The following is a 14,426-nucleotide window of genomic DNA, read 5'->3' on the forward strand; positions in this document are numbered from 1 at the left end:
CCGGTAGTTATCCCAGTCTGAAGGGCAGGTTGCCTACGTGTTACTCACCCGTCCGCCGCTAAGTTAATCCGGAGCAAGCCCCCTCATAACTCCGCTCGACTTGCATGTATTAGGCACGCCGCCAGCGTTCGTCCTGAGCCAGGATCAAACTCTCCATTAAAGAAAAGCTGATTGCTCATTTTGAATCTGACGATTCATTTACATGAATCAGTTCTTAACGCGTTCATTTGTTCAGTTTTCAAAGAACTTGCCCCTGCATTCGATATTCTCACAATATCGCACACAGGAATTTTATCATAACATATTGGTTGATCATTCGCAACTCTTTTTTCAGTTATGCGCTTTATTTCAACATAACCTTTCGAGCCGCAAGAAATAATATACCACGCTGATGTGATGAGTGCAACTCTTTTTTTCTTTCAATATAATCGGTGTAAAAATCATTGCCCCCTGATATTCCAGCGGTTATGTTTAGTGTTATTTATAGAAAGGAGCCACTATGAGAAATCATTCTGCCCCCACTCTCACCGCCGACAGTACGGGTGATAAGGCACAGCCTACTTTGCAGCAGGCCACGATATACCGCATCTTGCTGGCCGTCAGCTTCGTTCATCTGTTTAACGATTCGATTCAGGCTGTAATCCCGGCGATCTTCCCCATTCTAAAAGACAATATGCTGCTGTCATTCGCCCAAGTCGGATGGATCGCGTTTGCGCTCAATGTCACTTCGTCGGTCATTCAACCGGTTATCGGCTATGCGGCGGACCGTCATCCACGGCCGATCCTTCTGCCGCTTGGGATGGGAAGCACGCTGTTGGGCGTTCTTTTGCTGGCTTATGCTCATAACTACGTCCTGGTTCTGCTCTCCGTCGTACTGATCGGATTTGGCTCCGCCGCGTTTCACCCCGAAGGGATGCGGGTAGCCCATATGGCGGCCGGTCTGAAAAAAGGCCTGTCGCAATCCATATTTCAGGTTGGAGGAAATGCCGGTCAATCGTTCGGTCCGCTTCTCACCAAATGGATCTTCATTCCTTTCGGTCAAATAGGCGCATTGGGCTTTACCGCTATTGCTGCCGCCGGCGTCGCCGTTCAGGTCTATGTAGCACGCTGGTATCGGGAAATGCTGAACACCGGCTATACTTTCCGTAAGAAAGCCGCCTCGCGTTCCATCGATCCTGCCAGGAGCAAGAGCATTCTTCGCGCAACTGTTATTCTGGTCCTGCTCGTCTTTGTTCGTTCCTGGTATGGCCAGGCTATAGGCAGCTATTACACTTTTTACTTAATGGATAAATACGGACTTGCGCTGAACAGCGCACAGAATTACATCTTTATGTATCTCGCGGCGGGGGCTATCGGCACCCTGTTCGGCGGGCCGCTGGCAGACCGCTTCGGACGGAGAAACCTGATCCTTCTCTCTATGGTAGGAACCGTTCCGTTCGCATTGGCTCTGCCCTTTGTTAGTCAATTTTGGGCTGGCGTGCTGCTGCTCATCGGCGGATTCATTCTGCTGTCCAGCTTCTCGGTTACGGTCATTTACGCGCAAATGCTGTATCCCGGCAATATCGGCACCGTGTCCGGATTAGTAACAGGCCTGGCCTTCGGTCTCGGCGGAATCGGCTCCCTGTTAATCGGCCATATGATCGATGAGATCGGAATCGCCCGGGTATTCATCGCCTGCGGCTTCCTGCCGCTTCTCGGCCTTCTGGCACTGCTGCTTCCCGGGGACAGTCAATTGGAGGAATGGGCAGAAGCGTAAGAGAAGGGACATACCCTCAATTGGGCTCAGGACTCTCGAAGAGAGATCTTGAGCCTTGTTGCGCTGCTTTCTCGCGGAAATGCGAAGTTATTTTTAAAGCGCCCCCGCTTGCGGTACAATAAAATCAATTACTTAAAATTTAAAGCACCACTGTTTTTCGAACCGGGAAGGAGGCTTAAGTGATGATCAAAGAGGCGCTGGCCCGCATCCGGAAAGGCTATGGCAAAAAGCTGGTGTCCATTCATGCGTGGAATGCCTGGCTGGTGCTGTTCCTGTCGGTAAGCGGCCTCATGCTGGTTGGGGCTTTCTGGAGAGAGTGGCTGGGCGAAGGGCGGGTATGGCTGAAGTGGGCGCATACTTATATCGGGCTGCTGCTGCTCATTCCGGTGCTCTACTACTTGTTCCTGGCCTCGAAGCATTGGAAGAGACTCAAGGGTAAAGCGGCGCAAAAGGCGAACGTCCTGTTCGTTCTGCTGCTGCTGGCCGGATGGATTCTGTCGGGCATCGTGCTGTGGCAGTACAGAGCAGCCGGTCCCCGCGCAGCCAATGCAGCGCTCCTGATCCATGATCTGTTCACCTGGGTCGGTCTTCCGGTCATTATTTATCATTCCATCACCAGAACGCGCTGGCTGAAGGAACCGAACAAGCGGTCCATCCGTCCGGAAGAGGATCGGCAGACGGAAGCAGCCGCAGACGGGACACAGACAAAAAGGCAGAGACCCGAACCCGTGTACACCCGGCGCAGCTTCATCAAAACAGCCGTCGGTGCCGGGCTAGCCCTGACGATTGGTCCGACGTTCGTGCGCTGGATGGGCCGCTCGCTCCAGCTGTCTCCCGGGGACGCTTCAACAGACAACGCCAACAAGATGATTCCCGATCCCGCGCCGCTGGCCCAGTCCTCTCCTCCAATTGGAGGCGGGGCCCAAGGGAATTTCCGCGTCTACACCGTAACGGATATCCCCGCATTCGACAATTCCAATTGGTCTTTTACAATCGATGGCCTGGTCGACCAGACCTTCACCTGGAACTGGGAGCAGTTCCTCAAGCTGCAGCGGGAGGTGCAGGTGAGCGATTTTCACTGCATTACCGGCTGGTCGGTCTACAAGAACACCTGGGAGGGCATCCCTCTCGCCCATCTGCTGGAAATGGCTGGCGTGAAGAGCACGGCGACTAGCGTCAAGTTCTACTCGGGGGACGGCGTATACACCGACGCGCTTACTCTGGATCAGGCGAAAATGGAGGATGTGCTCGTCGCCGTCCTGCATGACGGCAAGCCGATCTCCAATCAGCTCGGCGGCCCGGTCCGGCTAGTCGTGCCTCAGATGTACGCTTATAAGTCCGTGAAATGGCTGAACCGGATTGAGCTGATCGACAGCGACCATATCGGCTATTGGGAGCAGCGAGGGTATGACAACGACGCCTGGCTGCCGGGGAAGAAGCAGACGCTGTAACCGCGATCGGATTGAGAAGTCTTGCACGAAAAGAGGCAGTCCCTGACGACCAGGGGCTGCCTTTGCTTTTTATATGCGATAGGATGCAAGTCTTGTACGTCATTGCCGACTGTTCAGAAATAGGCTACGCTGTTGGAAATACCCAAAAGGAGAAGATAGATTTGTTAAAAAGAGTAGCTAAGTACATACTGGGACTCAGCCTGATTCTGCCCCTTCTGCTCCCGGCGCAGCCGGCGGCTGCCGCTGGTGCAAATCTGAAAGACCAAGCCAACTTTACGTTCTCGGCTTACAAGATGGACGTTGGCGAGAGCGTAACGCTAGTAATATCGCCGGCTCAAGAAATGTCGCAATTTAATGTTCTCGATCTGGAGCCTGTATCCTCGGACGAATCCGTACTCCAGGTAGAATCAACCGATTATTTTAAATATAAAATCACCGGTCTTTCGGAAGGTACAGCTGATATCGTCTTTACTTATCCGGGATATGATGAACTGCGCTTTACGCTGACGGTCGGAACCAGCCAGGAAGAGAAAGACTACTGGGCCTATAAGCAACAGTTCGAGAAGGTGGCGCAATACGACGATGTTGCCATGACTTATTATGCCAAATATCAGCTCGTTACAACTTCTACCCGGAAACAGGCCTATTACGCCTACGATAAGGTCATAGTGCCGAACGTGACGCAAGCCCTTGCCCAATCCAAGAAAATCAAGACCGATAATCCGGAATTGGCCACCCTTCATCAGGATTACATTAAAGGAATGAAAACCAAACTGGACGCCGTTATTCTGTTCAAGAAGGCGCTTGCCCCGTCATCGCCCGCCAAGTTCAGCTTTGTTTCCGCCAACAACAAGATAAAAGAAAGCAACAAATACATTACCTTGCATTTGCAAGAGGTTAAGGCCTATCTCAAAAAATACGGGATACAGGATGATACGCTTAGCGATTGAACGACTGGGGACAGGTTGAATTGGGGTTCCCCGATCCGCCAGGTCCGCTCTATTCGCCCAAACTAAGCCAGTACGGTATCCATCACGAGCCGGAGGAAGCGCCGGTAGTCGGCCTCATAGGCTACTGCTACTTCCGGCAAATCTCCCCATACATGATGATGACGCGAATCCATGATCGTCATGCCGAGGGTAAGTTCGCCTTTGGTCTCAACGCCTACCCTGGCCTTCAAATACTGAATGAGCGAAGGATCGATAACAGCAGCGACCGCCATGGAATCAATCAGGACACAATAAGACTCGAAGCCGCGGCCGAGCACGAATTGAATCATTTGATGCAGCACGCCCGCCTCGGGCTTGGGCGACTTTTTGAGCTCCGCCAGCTCCGCCTCGGTGAAATTGACATCAAAATGGGTGGACACATCCAGCCCGATAGCCTGGAGCGGAATTCCCGATTTAAACACCATGTCCGCGGCTTCGGGATCGACATATACGTTCCATTCGCTCTGGGGGTTGTCCCCTGTTGCATTTGCTGTAGAATAGCGGTTCAGTCCGTACTGGCCGGCAATCGCGGTAATCCCGCTGATCAATGGAATAATCTCCGGCGCTTTCATGATGGCCATCGCAATGTTGCTCATAGGAGCCAGCGCCACAATATGAATGTCCCCGGCGTTCCGCTTCACCGTCTCGATGATCAGATCGACGGCGTGACTGTCGTGAAGCGGAGTTGTGGGGGTAGGCAGATGGACCTCCGCCTGCCCGTCCGAGCCGTGCGAGAAGGGATCGTTTGGCAGATCACGCACAAGCGGCTTGCCCATCCCTTTTGCTACGGGAATATCGGTACGCTCCAGCAGCTCCAGCACCTTCAGCGCGTTAACGCTCGTTATATCAACCGGATAATTGCCGGCAACCGCCGTAATGGCTTCCACCTGAAGCTCCGGCGATTTAATCGCCAGAATCAGCGCCAGGGAGTCGTCCATCCCAGGGTCGCAATCAATGATGACTTTCTTCAAACCATTCATCCTTTCTTCGAGTTCTATACCGCAAGCTTACTTCACACTTCCCTGCGTAAGCCCGCTCACGAGATACCGTTGGAAAAATACGGTCAGCAGAATAACAGGCAGACTGGATATGATGCCGCTCGCGGACATCAATCCCCGGTCCAGCCCTTTTTGGCTGACAAAAGTGCTCGTCAGAACCGGCATCGTCTTCGTATGCGCCCCCGTCAGCGTGACCGCGAACAGAAATTCGTTCCAGCAGAAAATAAAGCAAATCAGCGCAGTTGCCGCAATTCCGGGCATGATCACAGGAAGTACGATCCGGATGAACGCCTTCAGCCGGGAACAGCCGTCGATCAGCGCTGCCTCCTCCATATCCACCGCCAGCGAGGCGAAAAAGGCACGCAGCAGCCAGATCACAAGCGCCATGTTCAGCGCAGAGTACGTCAGGATCAGCAGGATGTGCGTATCCAACAGATGCACCCGATAGGCGAACAGAAAGACGGGCACGATGACGACGACCGGCGGAATCATCCGCGTGAGCAGCAGTACATTCGGCAGAAGGCTTCCGCCTGTGCTGAAGCGTTCGATTGAATAAGCCGCCAAAGCGCCCAGCACAGTCGTAATCAGCGTCGCCGCACCTGCGATCAGCAAGCTGTTGATCAGACTGGTCATGAAATCCGGATGCTGAAACAGCTGCACGTAATTCGAGAATGCCGGATGCTCCGGAATCCAGACAGGCGGAATCGCCAGCTGGTCCACAGGAAGCTTGATCGAGGTAAGAACGACCCATAGAATCGGCAGCATGAAGAAAATCAGGAACAGACACAAGACGGCTGTCTTGAGGCTTTTAAACAGGTTCCGTCGCACTCGTCTAGCACTCATCTTCGCTTCCCTCCCCGATTCACGTAAGCCAGCAGACCGAAAATGCAGACGCCCAGCACCAGCATGACGCCGACGGATACAGCCGAAGCGTATCCCATATCGTACCGGCCGAAGGCGATTTTATAATTGTAAATGGACAGCAGTTCGGTAGCCGTTCCCGGACCGCCGCTGGTCAGGATATACACAAGGTCAAAGGTCCGCATGGCGTCCATGGCGCGAAGAATGCCGACCGACAGCAGCGATGGAAAGACAAGCGGAAGCGTTATCCGCCAGAATTCCCTCCACTTCGAAGCTCCGTCCATTTGGGCAGCCTCGTAGATTTCAGGCGAAATCCCCTGGAGATTGGCCAGAATCAGGAGCATGACGAACGGCGTCCACTGCCACACATCGGCAAGAATGACCGAGAACATCGCCCACCCCGGTTCGGTCAGCAGCTTGGACGGGTTGAACGGAATATGCAGGAACCCGAAAATGGTCTGGAGCGGAGTGAAATCGGGCAGCAGGAACAGACGCCAGGCTACGCCGACTACAACAGGCACCATCATCATCGGGATCATAAAAGCGACCTTGAACAGCGTCTTCCCCCAGACCTCTCCTTTTAACAGGAGCGCAAGGATCATTCCAAGCACTAGCTCGGCCGCCACCGCCCCCAGCGTGAACAACACGCTTCTCCATAGAGAGGTGAAGAAATTTTTGTCCGACAGCAATCTGGAGAAGTTATCCAGCCCTGTGAACCTGATGCCCAGATCGGGCCGCTGCAGCGGATAGGAAAAGAAACTTAGGCCAAGAGCAGCCACAATCGGGATGAGCAGCACGACCACGATAATCAACACGCCCGGAAGGGCAAACCACCATTTCTCTCGCGAATCGGAAGACATATAGACTAACCGCCTTACCTGAAAAATTGGAGAAGGGGCGAGAGCGCCCCTCCATGCATCACACTTTTCCGCTTATGCTGCGCCCGGCCTTGTCTCAATATCCGCGCGAGCTCATCAATTCGTCATACTCCGACGCGGCCTGGTCCAGCGCCTCCTGCGCCGTCTGCTCGCCGTTCAGGAACCGGGATACCGCGCTTGGCAAAATATCGCCGGTGATGGTGGACCCTTCAGGGATCAACGGCAGCGGCTTAAGCTTGAAGGAATTCATAATTTCGGCATGCGGAGCATAGAAGCTGTACTGGGAGGACAGCGTGCCGGTCAGCGCCGATGTGCGAGCCGGGATGTTGCCGACCGGAGCGGCTTTCTCCATCATTTCCTGACTGGTGGCGAACTCGATCCATTCCAGCGCCTCTTGCTTCAGCTTCGAATCCTTGGTGATAACGAATCCGTAAGGCAGGTAGAAGCGCTTGATGTCCTTCGTGTTCTCATCATTGGCCGGAATGGCGCTAAAGCCGACTTTGCCAACGACCTTGGACTGTGCCGGGTCCTGCGCGACCTGGGCGATCGTTGTCGCCATTTCTGCCATCGCACTGCGGCCCTGCAGGAATTCACCCGACGCATCGGACCAGCCATACTGCTTCGCGGCGGCAGAGGTGTACTTGAACATGTCCTTCAAATCGTTCAGTGCCTTCACGCCTGCTTCGTTGTCGAACTGCTGCTTGTACTGGTCGTCGTAGAGATCGCCCCCATAGTTGAACAGCCGATTGTAAAAAGCGAATCCGAGCAGGATGCTCTTCTCCCCCATCAGCGTCACGCCGCTGAGATTCTGGTCGGGGCGATTGAAGAACTCGGCAATCTCCTTGTACTGCTGCATCGTCTTCGGCGGCGCGAGATCATACCCGTACTTGGCTTTGAAAGCAGCCTTCTCCTTCTCATCGTTGAACAGGTCGGTCCGGTACAGAATCCCCTGCGTTTCATTCATGTAAGGAACAAAATACAGCTCCTTCTTGTCGCCGAAGTAGGCGTTCTCGATTCCCGGGAAGTCGTCCAGTTTCAGCTTGTCCAGCTCCGCCTGATCGGTCGAGATCGGAACGATGTAGTTCGGAACCTGAAGCTCAGGAACCCAGCCGATCGGCACATAAGCCAGATCAAAGTCGGCGGAGCCGGAGGTGAATTTGAGCGTCAGCTGCTGATGATACTGATCATAAGGAAGCTCCACGACCTTAACCTTCACACCATACTTCGCTTCGAAATCCGGAATGATGCTCTTGAACGCATCGGCATGAGAGCTGGTCTCCGCCATAATCGTCAGCGTCCCTCCCCCTGCCGCCGGAGAAGAAGAGGCTGCGGACTCGGCCGCGCCTTGCTCCGTCTGCTTCGAACAGGCCCCCAGAATAGCTGTGACACTAAGGACGAGCGACAACAACAATGCTTTTCTCTTTGTACTCACCGTATGGTTCACTCCTTCAGTATGAATGAAAATACCTTTCTCCACTTGCTGCCCCATGTCCGTCGCACCGTCAGATAACCTTACACAAGAATGAGTTTCCATTGCGGTCTCATATATTTGTTGTTAGGATAATATCAATAATTAGTGATAAAGATCACCCTTATTCGGTCAGTTTTTTCTATGATTCGGCTAACTATCCCAGAATGGAGGGTAAAAAGTGGATCGTCTGTTGTTTCTTTTCCATACTGATCATCCGAAGGACACCTATATCCAGCTTCATCAGCATGAATGCTACGAGCTGGTCTATTATCTGAACGGAAACGGAACGACCATGATCGGCTCCACACAGTACAGCTTCAAACCGAACACTTTCGCTTTCATTGCGCCGCGGACGCTGCATGACGAGAGGCACTTAACCGGCTCCGAGCTGCTGTTCATCGGCTTTCACTGCGAGCAGGACGGAGCGATCCGCCATCTGAATCAGGTGTTTGAGGATGATGAGAAGCATACGATCCGGCAGCTGATGTTCCGCATGGAGCATGAATTTACCGAGCAGCAGGAGAATTTCTTCGAAATGCTGAACCTTTTGGTCACCGAACTGACCACCCAGATCCACCGTCTGGTCGGTCTGAACAAGCATATCCGTCCAGGCGGAGGCCGACTCAAATATGCGATGAACTTCATGGACGAGCATTTCCGGCAGCGCGTTTCCATCGAGACTCTCGCCCGGATGTCCGGGTACAGCTATGACCGGTTCAGGCATTTATTCAAAGAAACGGCCGGCGTCTCTCCCCAGCAGTATTTGCAAAATAAGCGGCTCGAATATGCCAAATCGCTGCTGCTTCATTCCCAGCTTCCGATCTCCGTCATCTCGCAAAAATCCGGGTTCTCGAAGGATTCCCAGTTCTGCACTATTTTTAAACGGGAGACGGGACTCACTCCGCTGAAATTCCGGAAAACCCCGGCGGGGTAGGCTCATGCGCATTGCATTGCCGACAGCCATTTCAGGCTGCACGGAGAGCGTGCTGTCTCCCGCGCAGAATGGCGAGGTTCTGAAGAAAGAAACTTTGAAGATGTTTCATTCCACAACAAAGAGCCGTTTCCGGCGAAATTTCGGAAACGGCTCTTGCATTTGATTTTTTGTTCAGGGGAGGGCGTTCAAGGCCGGTCCCATGATCGCGGCAAAAAGAGCCGCCGCCGTCCCGCCGCCATCCGTCATGTAATGATTCCGGTCTGTCCGGTCAAATCCGATCCAGACCGCCGCCGACCACCCCTTCGCATAACCAGCAAACCAGGCGTCCCGATTGGCCGCGCTTGGTACACCCTGGATATCCAGCTGGGTGGTTCCGGTTTTGCCGGCAACCGTTATTCCGCTGAGCCGCGCCTTGCGCCCGGTTCCCTCATTTACGGCGCCAACCAGCATGGCAGTCATCATTTCGGCGGTACGCGCCGCGATGACCTGCTGGCTATCCGGCGTACATTGGTACAGCAGATGACCGGAACCATCCCGCACCTCGCGTACGAGGTGACCGGTGCTGAAGCGGCCGCCTGAAGCGAACACGCCGTACGCCTGAGCCATTTGAAGCGGTGACACTCCACCGTGCGTGCCACCCAGCGCGATGGCGAGCTGCCGGTCTTCCGCAGGCAGTTCAATCCCGAGCTTGGCCGCAAAAGCAAGGGCCTGCGTCACCCCCACCTCATTCAACAGCCAGACCGCCGGCGCATTGATCGAACGCTCGACCGCGGTGTTCATCGTCACCGTTCCGCGATAGACGCCTTTGACATTCCCCGGCGAATATCCACCGTAGGAGGCCGGCCGGTCGGGCAGCAAGCTATCCGGCGTGAACCTGCCGCTCTCCAAAGCCGGTCCGTAGACGAGGATCGGCTTAATCGCGGAGCCGGGCTGCCGGGCGGCGGAAACGGCCCGATTCATACCGCCGCCGGTCTCGTCACGCCCGCCGACCATAGCCTTGACCTCACCGGTGCGGGAATCGAGGATGACGACCGCCCCCTGCGCCCGCTCGCCGCCCGCATCCGGCGGGAAGTTGGCCGGGTTCCGAAAGGCCGTTTCCGCCGCGCGCTGCGCCGAGGGGTTCAACCCGCTCGTCACGGTGTAGCCGCCCTCTCGAAGCTTCGCGAGCGGGATTCCGGTCCGCGCGGAAGCCTCTTGAAGCGCCGCGACCGCATAACCCGCCGCGCTGTGCTCTGCGGCGCTTCCGGGGGAGGGTGCGGCATCATGCAGACCGGCCTGAAGCGCCTGCCGTTCCTCGGCGGCGGTGATGAGGCCGTTGCTCTTCATAATGCCCAACACCTCCCGCATTCGCTTCACGGCCAATTCCGGGCGATCCACCGGATTATAAATGGAGGGTCCCTTCGGGATACCCGCCAGAAGGGCAATCTGTGCGAGTGTCAGTTCCTTTAAATCACGGACGCCGAAATAATAAAACGCCGCCCTTTTGACTCCATATTGACCCCGCCCCAAATACGTCTCGTTGAGATAGAGACGGAGAATTTCGGCTTTGGACAAATGGCGTTCGAGCGCCATAGCGATTGCCGCCTCCTTCAGCTTTCTGGCAACGGTCTGCTTCCTGCTGAGGAACAGGCTCCGCGCCAATTGCTGCGTGATTCCGCTGCCTCCCTGCTCGACCCGCATCGCGGACACGTTGCTGGCCAGCGCCCGGGCGAGGCCGCGATAATCCAGGCCCTTATGCTCATAGAACCGCCGGTCCTCCACCGCCATCACCGTCTCCAGCAGCAGAGGCGGGAGCTCGCCAGACTCGGCATTCTCCCGGTAGCCCCCGCCCGGGATCGGGATACGTGACATTACGGAGCCGTCCGCCGCCAACAGGACGGTCGATTGGGGCAGCAGCAGCTTGTCGGCTTGCTGCGCGAGCGTCTGCTCGCCATACAGGCGCAGCCCGAATAAGAGCAACACGCATGCGCCTGTAAGCACTACGGCGAGATCGAAGGCCGCGTACGGCAGCCGGCGCAGCGGCCCGGCAGCCGTTCCGGAGGCCTTCGGAAGACGATGGGCGCGCGGAGAATAGCCCTGGCGCCCAAAGCGCCGGCGAAGGAGAAGCTGGCGCATGGACATCATGGCTGCTCCTCCCTGTGAAGCAGAGCCGCTGACGAGGCGTCCAAGGGTGCTGCTTCCTCCGCGCCGTTCCTTGCGGCTGTGCGGCTGGCGGCAGGATCGGCGCCCCTTTCAGATGAATGGGCAATTCCGCCGTTCCGATCGGGACCGTCTCCCGTGTCGCCCCTTCGAGAGAGACCGGGGCGCTCTGACATAGCGGGCGGCAGACTTCGGTCCGCCAGATCCTCGAGGATGCGTTCCAATATCCGAGCTTCCTCTATAAGCTCAGGGAATCGTCCGGGCCTTGCCGCGGCATCCGTTTCGAATGCCGCCTCTTCCAGCCCGCGCCGAAGGGCGCGGCTGCGAAGGCCCAGCGCCAGCCAGTCGCCGCTTGCGGGCAACGGAGCAGCCGATGGGGCGGACTCCGGCCGGTTAAACTCGCCCATCCCCGGCTCAGTCGAAGCAGGCCGGGCGGACGCTCCGGCCCCTGCCGGCCCGCTTGCCGCCGGTTCGGGCGGCGGAGCGGCAGCGGCGCCATCGTCGGTCTCCCCGTGCCTGTCGCCGGGCTCCTCGGACCGGCCATCCTGGCCATCCCGCATCATCGCACGGTTCAGACTAACGGCGATGTCGCGCAGCTCGCCGCCGGACATCACCCTTACCTTGCCGGCCACATTCCCCCCGGCCAGTTCCCGCGCGCCCCGGGCAATCTCGCGCAGATCGGCGGCATACTGCCTGGAGCGAAGCGCAAAGCAGAGGGTGAACAGCAAGGTAAATGCAGCAGCAGCCACCGGTGTCCTGCCCAGGTGATTGATCGTCCACTTCACCAGATGAAACCAAGCCGCGGACGAATCGGCGCTCTGGGTACGGAACAGGAACCCCAGCACCTGCCGGGCTGCAACAAGAAAAGCGCCGCTTAGCAGGGCGCTTCCCAGACAAATATAAAGATAGCCATAAGATACGGTTCTGAAGCGATGCATGCTGCCACCTCCGGGTAAGAGGGACGGCGGCGTGTCTGGCTCGCGTCCCCTTTGCACCAGTATAGCGGCAAGTTTTTAAGATTCCCCTTCCATCTTTCTTAACTCTTTCTTAAGATAGTTCAGTCGGAGAGCAACGGAAGCGTAACGATGAAATCCGTCCGGTCCGGATTGCTGACGACGGAAATGCTGCCGCCGTGCATTTCGGTGATGCTCTTGGCAATCGCAAGTCCAAGACCGGAGCCGCCCTCCTGCCGGGAGCGGGATTTGTCCGCGCGATAGAACCGCTCAAATACATGCGGCAGATCGGCGGCGGCGATCATCTCGCCGAAATTGCTGACCCTCACCAACACGTTGGCGGGCTCTCGGATGATTTCAATTTCCAGCAGTCCTCCGTCGCTGCCGTATTTGGCCGCATTGGCGATCAAATTCTCAAACGTCCGAACCAAGTCCAGCGGCGCCGCTTTGATCGAGCAGGGGCCTTCGTCACCGGTCAGCACCATTTTCATCCCGGCGCGCTCCAGAAGCGGCCCGGATTCGACGGTCAACTGCCGTACCAGCGCAGATAGGTCGATTCGCTCCATAATCCGCTGCGGCCCGCCGCCGCTGACCCGCGTATATTCGAACAAATCGTCGATGAGCTTTTGAAGGACGAGCGATTTCTCATAAGCGATTCCGGTATAATAACGCATCTCGACCTCATCCTGGCAGCGGTCCTGTTCTATGTATTCCAAGAAACCGAGAATCGACGTCAGCGGAGTCCGCAGGTCATGCGACACTCCGGTGATCAGATCATTCTTCGCCCGCACGGCGCTCCGCTCCTCTTCCCAGGAACGTTCCAGCCGCTCGGCTAGCGAATTGATCGTTAGGGCGACCACGCCTAATTCATCCCCGGTCCGGACCTCGATCCGGCGGGACATGCCTTCCGAAGCAAGCTCGGTGATGCCTCTTGTGATCTCCTCGAGATATAGAATGATTTTTCGGGAGTAGATAAAGAAGAACAGCAGAAAGCTCAAAATGCCAACCGCCGTCATCACGGATGTCGAGCCGAAATGATTGATTATCCAGCGAAGCGCTCTAGTATAGGGCGAGTTGGAAGGCCACGGATTCGTATAGAGAAGGGATTGAACCATCCGGTAACCGGCATAGAGCAGCAGTCCGCCCGAGAGTACACTCAGCGCAAATGCGTAAATAAACTTCCAGCGCACGGTATATATGAATTTGGTCCCGCCCATTTTAGAGTTCACCGGCTCTCTCTCCTTACCGTCAGTTCATCCGGTCAAGCTTGTACCCGATTCCCCATACCGTATGAAGGTAGCGGGGCTTTCTGGAATCGACTTCAATTTTCTCCCGGATATTGCGGATATGCACCATAACGGTGTTCCCGTTGTCCATCGGCGGCTCTCCCCAGACCCGTGTGTAAATCTGCTCGACGTTAAACACCTGTCCCGGATGGCGAGCCAGCAGCTCGACAATCGCGAACTCGCGTGGAGTTAGCTTGACCGGCCGCCCCTGAACGGTCACTTCATGATTGACCGGAGACACGATCAGATCATCACACACCAATTCGCCCTCCGCAACCTTCTCCCGCAGCTCCCCGCCCAGCACATGATAGCGGCGAAGCTGCGACTTCACCCGCGCCAGCACCTCCAGCGGATTGAACGGCTTGGCCACATAATCGTCCGCCCCGATGCTTAGTCCGCCAATTTTGTCCAGGTCTCCGCCTTTGGCCGACAGCATGATGATCGGCATGCGCCGTTCTTCCCGGATCTTCATACAGGCTTCCAGTCCATCCATGCGCGGCATCATCACATCCAGAATGATCAGATCGACCTTCTCCCGGCGCAGCAGATCCAGCGCCTCCCGGCCATCGAACGCCTTAAGCAGACGGTATCCTTCATTCCGGAAGTAGATTTCCAGCAGCTCCACAATTTCCTTCTCATCATCCACCAGCAGAATTGTATCCCGTTCCATGTCACATTCGGTTCCTTTCCTTATGTGCCATCCGATTTTC

General features: G+C 56.0%; 12 protein-coding genes and 1 rRNA gene. 4 read left to right on the forward strand and 9 right to left on the reverse strand.

Annotated elements, in window-relative coordinates; translation table 11 throughout:
* Positions 1 to 160, reverse strand: a 16S ribosomal RNA gene (locus tag KIH86_RS15620); the annotation flags it as partial.
* 339 nt (positions 161 to 499) lie between these two features.
* Here KIH86_RS15620 and KIH86_RS15625 point away from each other — a divergent pair.
* The 3 genes from KIH86_RS15625 (at position 500) to KIH86_RS15635 (ending at position 4,157) form a co-directional block, all read left to right on the forward strand.
* Positions 500 to 1,756 (forward strand): MFS transporter, encoded by a 1,257-nt coding sequence (locus KIH86_RS15625; protein WP_223080946.1) that lies wholly within the window; start codon positions 500 to 502, stop codon positions 1,754 to 1,756.
* A gap of 185 nt (positions 1,757 to 1,941) precedes the next feature.
* On the forward strand, positions 1,942 to 3,207 hold the full coding sequence (locus KIH86_RS15630) for a molybdopterin-dependent oxidoreductase (protein ID WP_223080974.1): 1,266 nt from the start codon (positions 1,942 to 1,944) through the stop codon (positions 3,205 to 3,207).
* A 161-nt stretch (positions 3,208 to 3,368) separates the two neighbouring features.
* Positions 3,369 to 4,157, forward strand: a complete 789-nt coding sequence (locus KIH86_RS15635; protein WP_223080947.1) for a hypothetical protein — start codon at positions 3,369 to 3,371, stop codon at positions 4,155 to 4,157.
* A 62-nt stretch (positions 4,158 to 4,219) separates the two neighbouring features.
* Here KIH86_RS15635 and KIH86_RS15640 read toward each other — a convergent pair whose 3' ends face one another.
* The 4 genes from KIH86_RS15640 to KIH86_RS15655 form a co-directional block, all read right to left on the reverse strand.
* The gene (locus tag KIH86_RS15640; protein ID WP_223080948.1) at positions 4,220 to 5,167 is read right to left on the reverse strand and encodes a nucleoside hydrolase; all 948 of its coding nucleotides are present in this window, start codon (positions 5,165 to 5,167) and stop codon (positions 4,220 to 4,222) included.
* A 36-nt stretch (positions 5,168 to 5,203) separates the two neighbouring features.
* Positions 5,204 to 6,037, reverse strand: a complete 834-nt coding sequence (locus KIH86_RS15645) for a carbohydrate ABC transporter permease (protein ID WP_223080949.1) — start codon at positions 6,035 to 6,037, stop codon at positions 5,204 to 5,206.
* Positions 6,034 to 6,915: a carbohydrate ABC transporter permease gene (locus tag KIH86_RS15650; RefSeq protein WP_223080950.1), complete on the reverse strand. Its 882-nt coding sequence runs from the start codon at positions 6,913 to 6,915 to the stop codon at positions 6,034 to 6,036. Before KIH86_RS15650 ends, KIH86_RS15645 begins: the two co-directional genes overlap by 4 nt.
* Positions 6,916 to 7,009: 94 nt before the next feature.
* The gene (locus tag KIH86_RS15655) at positions 7,010 to 8,365 is read right to left on the reverse strand and encodes an ABC transporter substrate-binding protein (RefSeq protein WP_223080951.1); all 1,356 of its coding nucleotides are present in this window, start codon (positions 8,363 to 8,365) and stop codon (positions 7,010 to 7,012) included.
* Between the two features lie 217 nt (positions 8,366 to 8,582).
* On the opposite strand from KIH86_RS15655, the gene KIH86_RS15660 reads away from it, so the two are divergent.
* A complete protein-coding gene (locus KIH86_RS15660) occupies positions 8,583 to 9,338 on the forward strand; it encodes a helix-turn-helix transcriptional regulator (RefSeq protein ID WP_223080952.1) in 756 nt (251 codons plus the stop codon).
* Between the two features lie 171 nt (positions 9,339 to 9,509).
* Here the strand turns inward: KIH86_RS15660 and KIH86_RS15665 are convergent, their stop codons facing one another.
* From KIH86_RS15665 to KIH86_RS15680, 4 genes are all read right to left on the reverse strand, one after another.
* Positions 9,510 to 11,462 (reverse strand): transglycosylase domain-containing protein, encoded by a 1,953-nt coding sequence (locus KIH86_RS15665; RefSeq protein ID WP_235775439.1) that lies wholly within the window; start codon positions 11,460 to 11,462, stop codon positions 9,510 to 9,512.
* Positions 11,459 to 12,415, reverse strand: coding sequence for a hypothetical protein (locus KIH86_RS15670; protein WP_223080953.1), 957 nt, complete (start codon positions 12,413 to 12,415; stop codon positions 11,459 to 11,461). Before KIH86_RS15670 ends, KIH86_RS15665 begins: the two co-directional genes overlap by 4 nt.
* A 119-nt stretch (positions 12,416 to 12,534) precedes the next feature.
* Positions 12,535 to 13,659 (reverse strand): sensor histidine kinase, encoded by a 1,125-nt coding sequence (locus tag KIH86_RS15675; protein WP_235775440.1) that lies wholly within the window; start codon positions 13,657 to 13,659, stop codon positions 12,535 to 12,537.
* 19 nt (positions 13,660 to 13,678) lie between these two features.
* The gene (locus tag KIH86_RS15680; protein WP_223080954.1) at positions 13,679 to 14,386 is read right to left on the reverse strand and encodes a response regulator transcription factor; all 708 of its coding nucleotides are present in this window, start codon (positions 14,384 to 14,386) and stop codon (positions 13,679 to 13,681) included.
* Positions 14,387 to 14,426: the final 40 nt, after the last annotated feature.

The organism is Paenibacillus sinensis (genome assembly GCF_019904155.1).
GTDB classification, from domain to species: domain Bacteria; phylum Bacillota; class Bacilli; order Paenibacillales; family Paenibacillaceae; genus Paenibacillus_AQ; species Paenibacillus_AQ sinensis.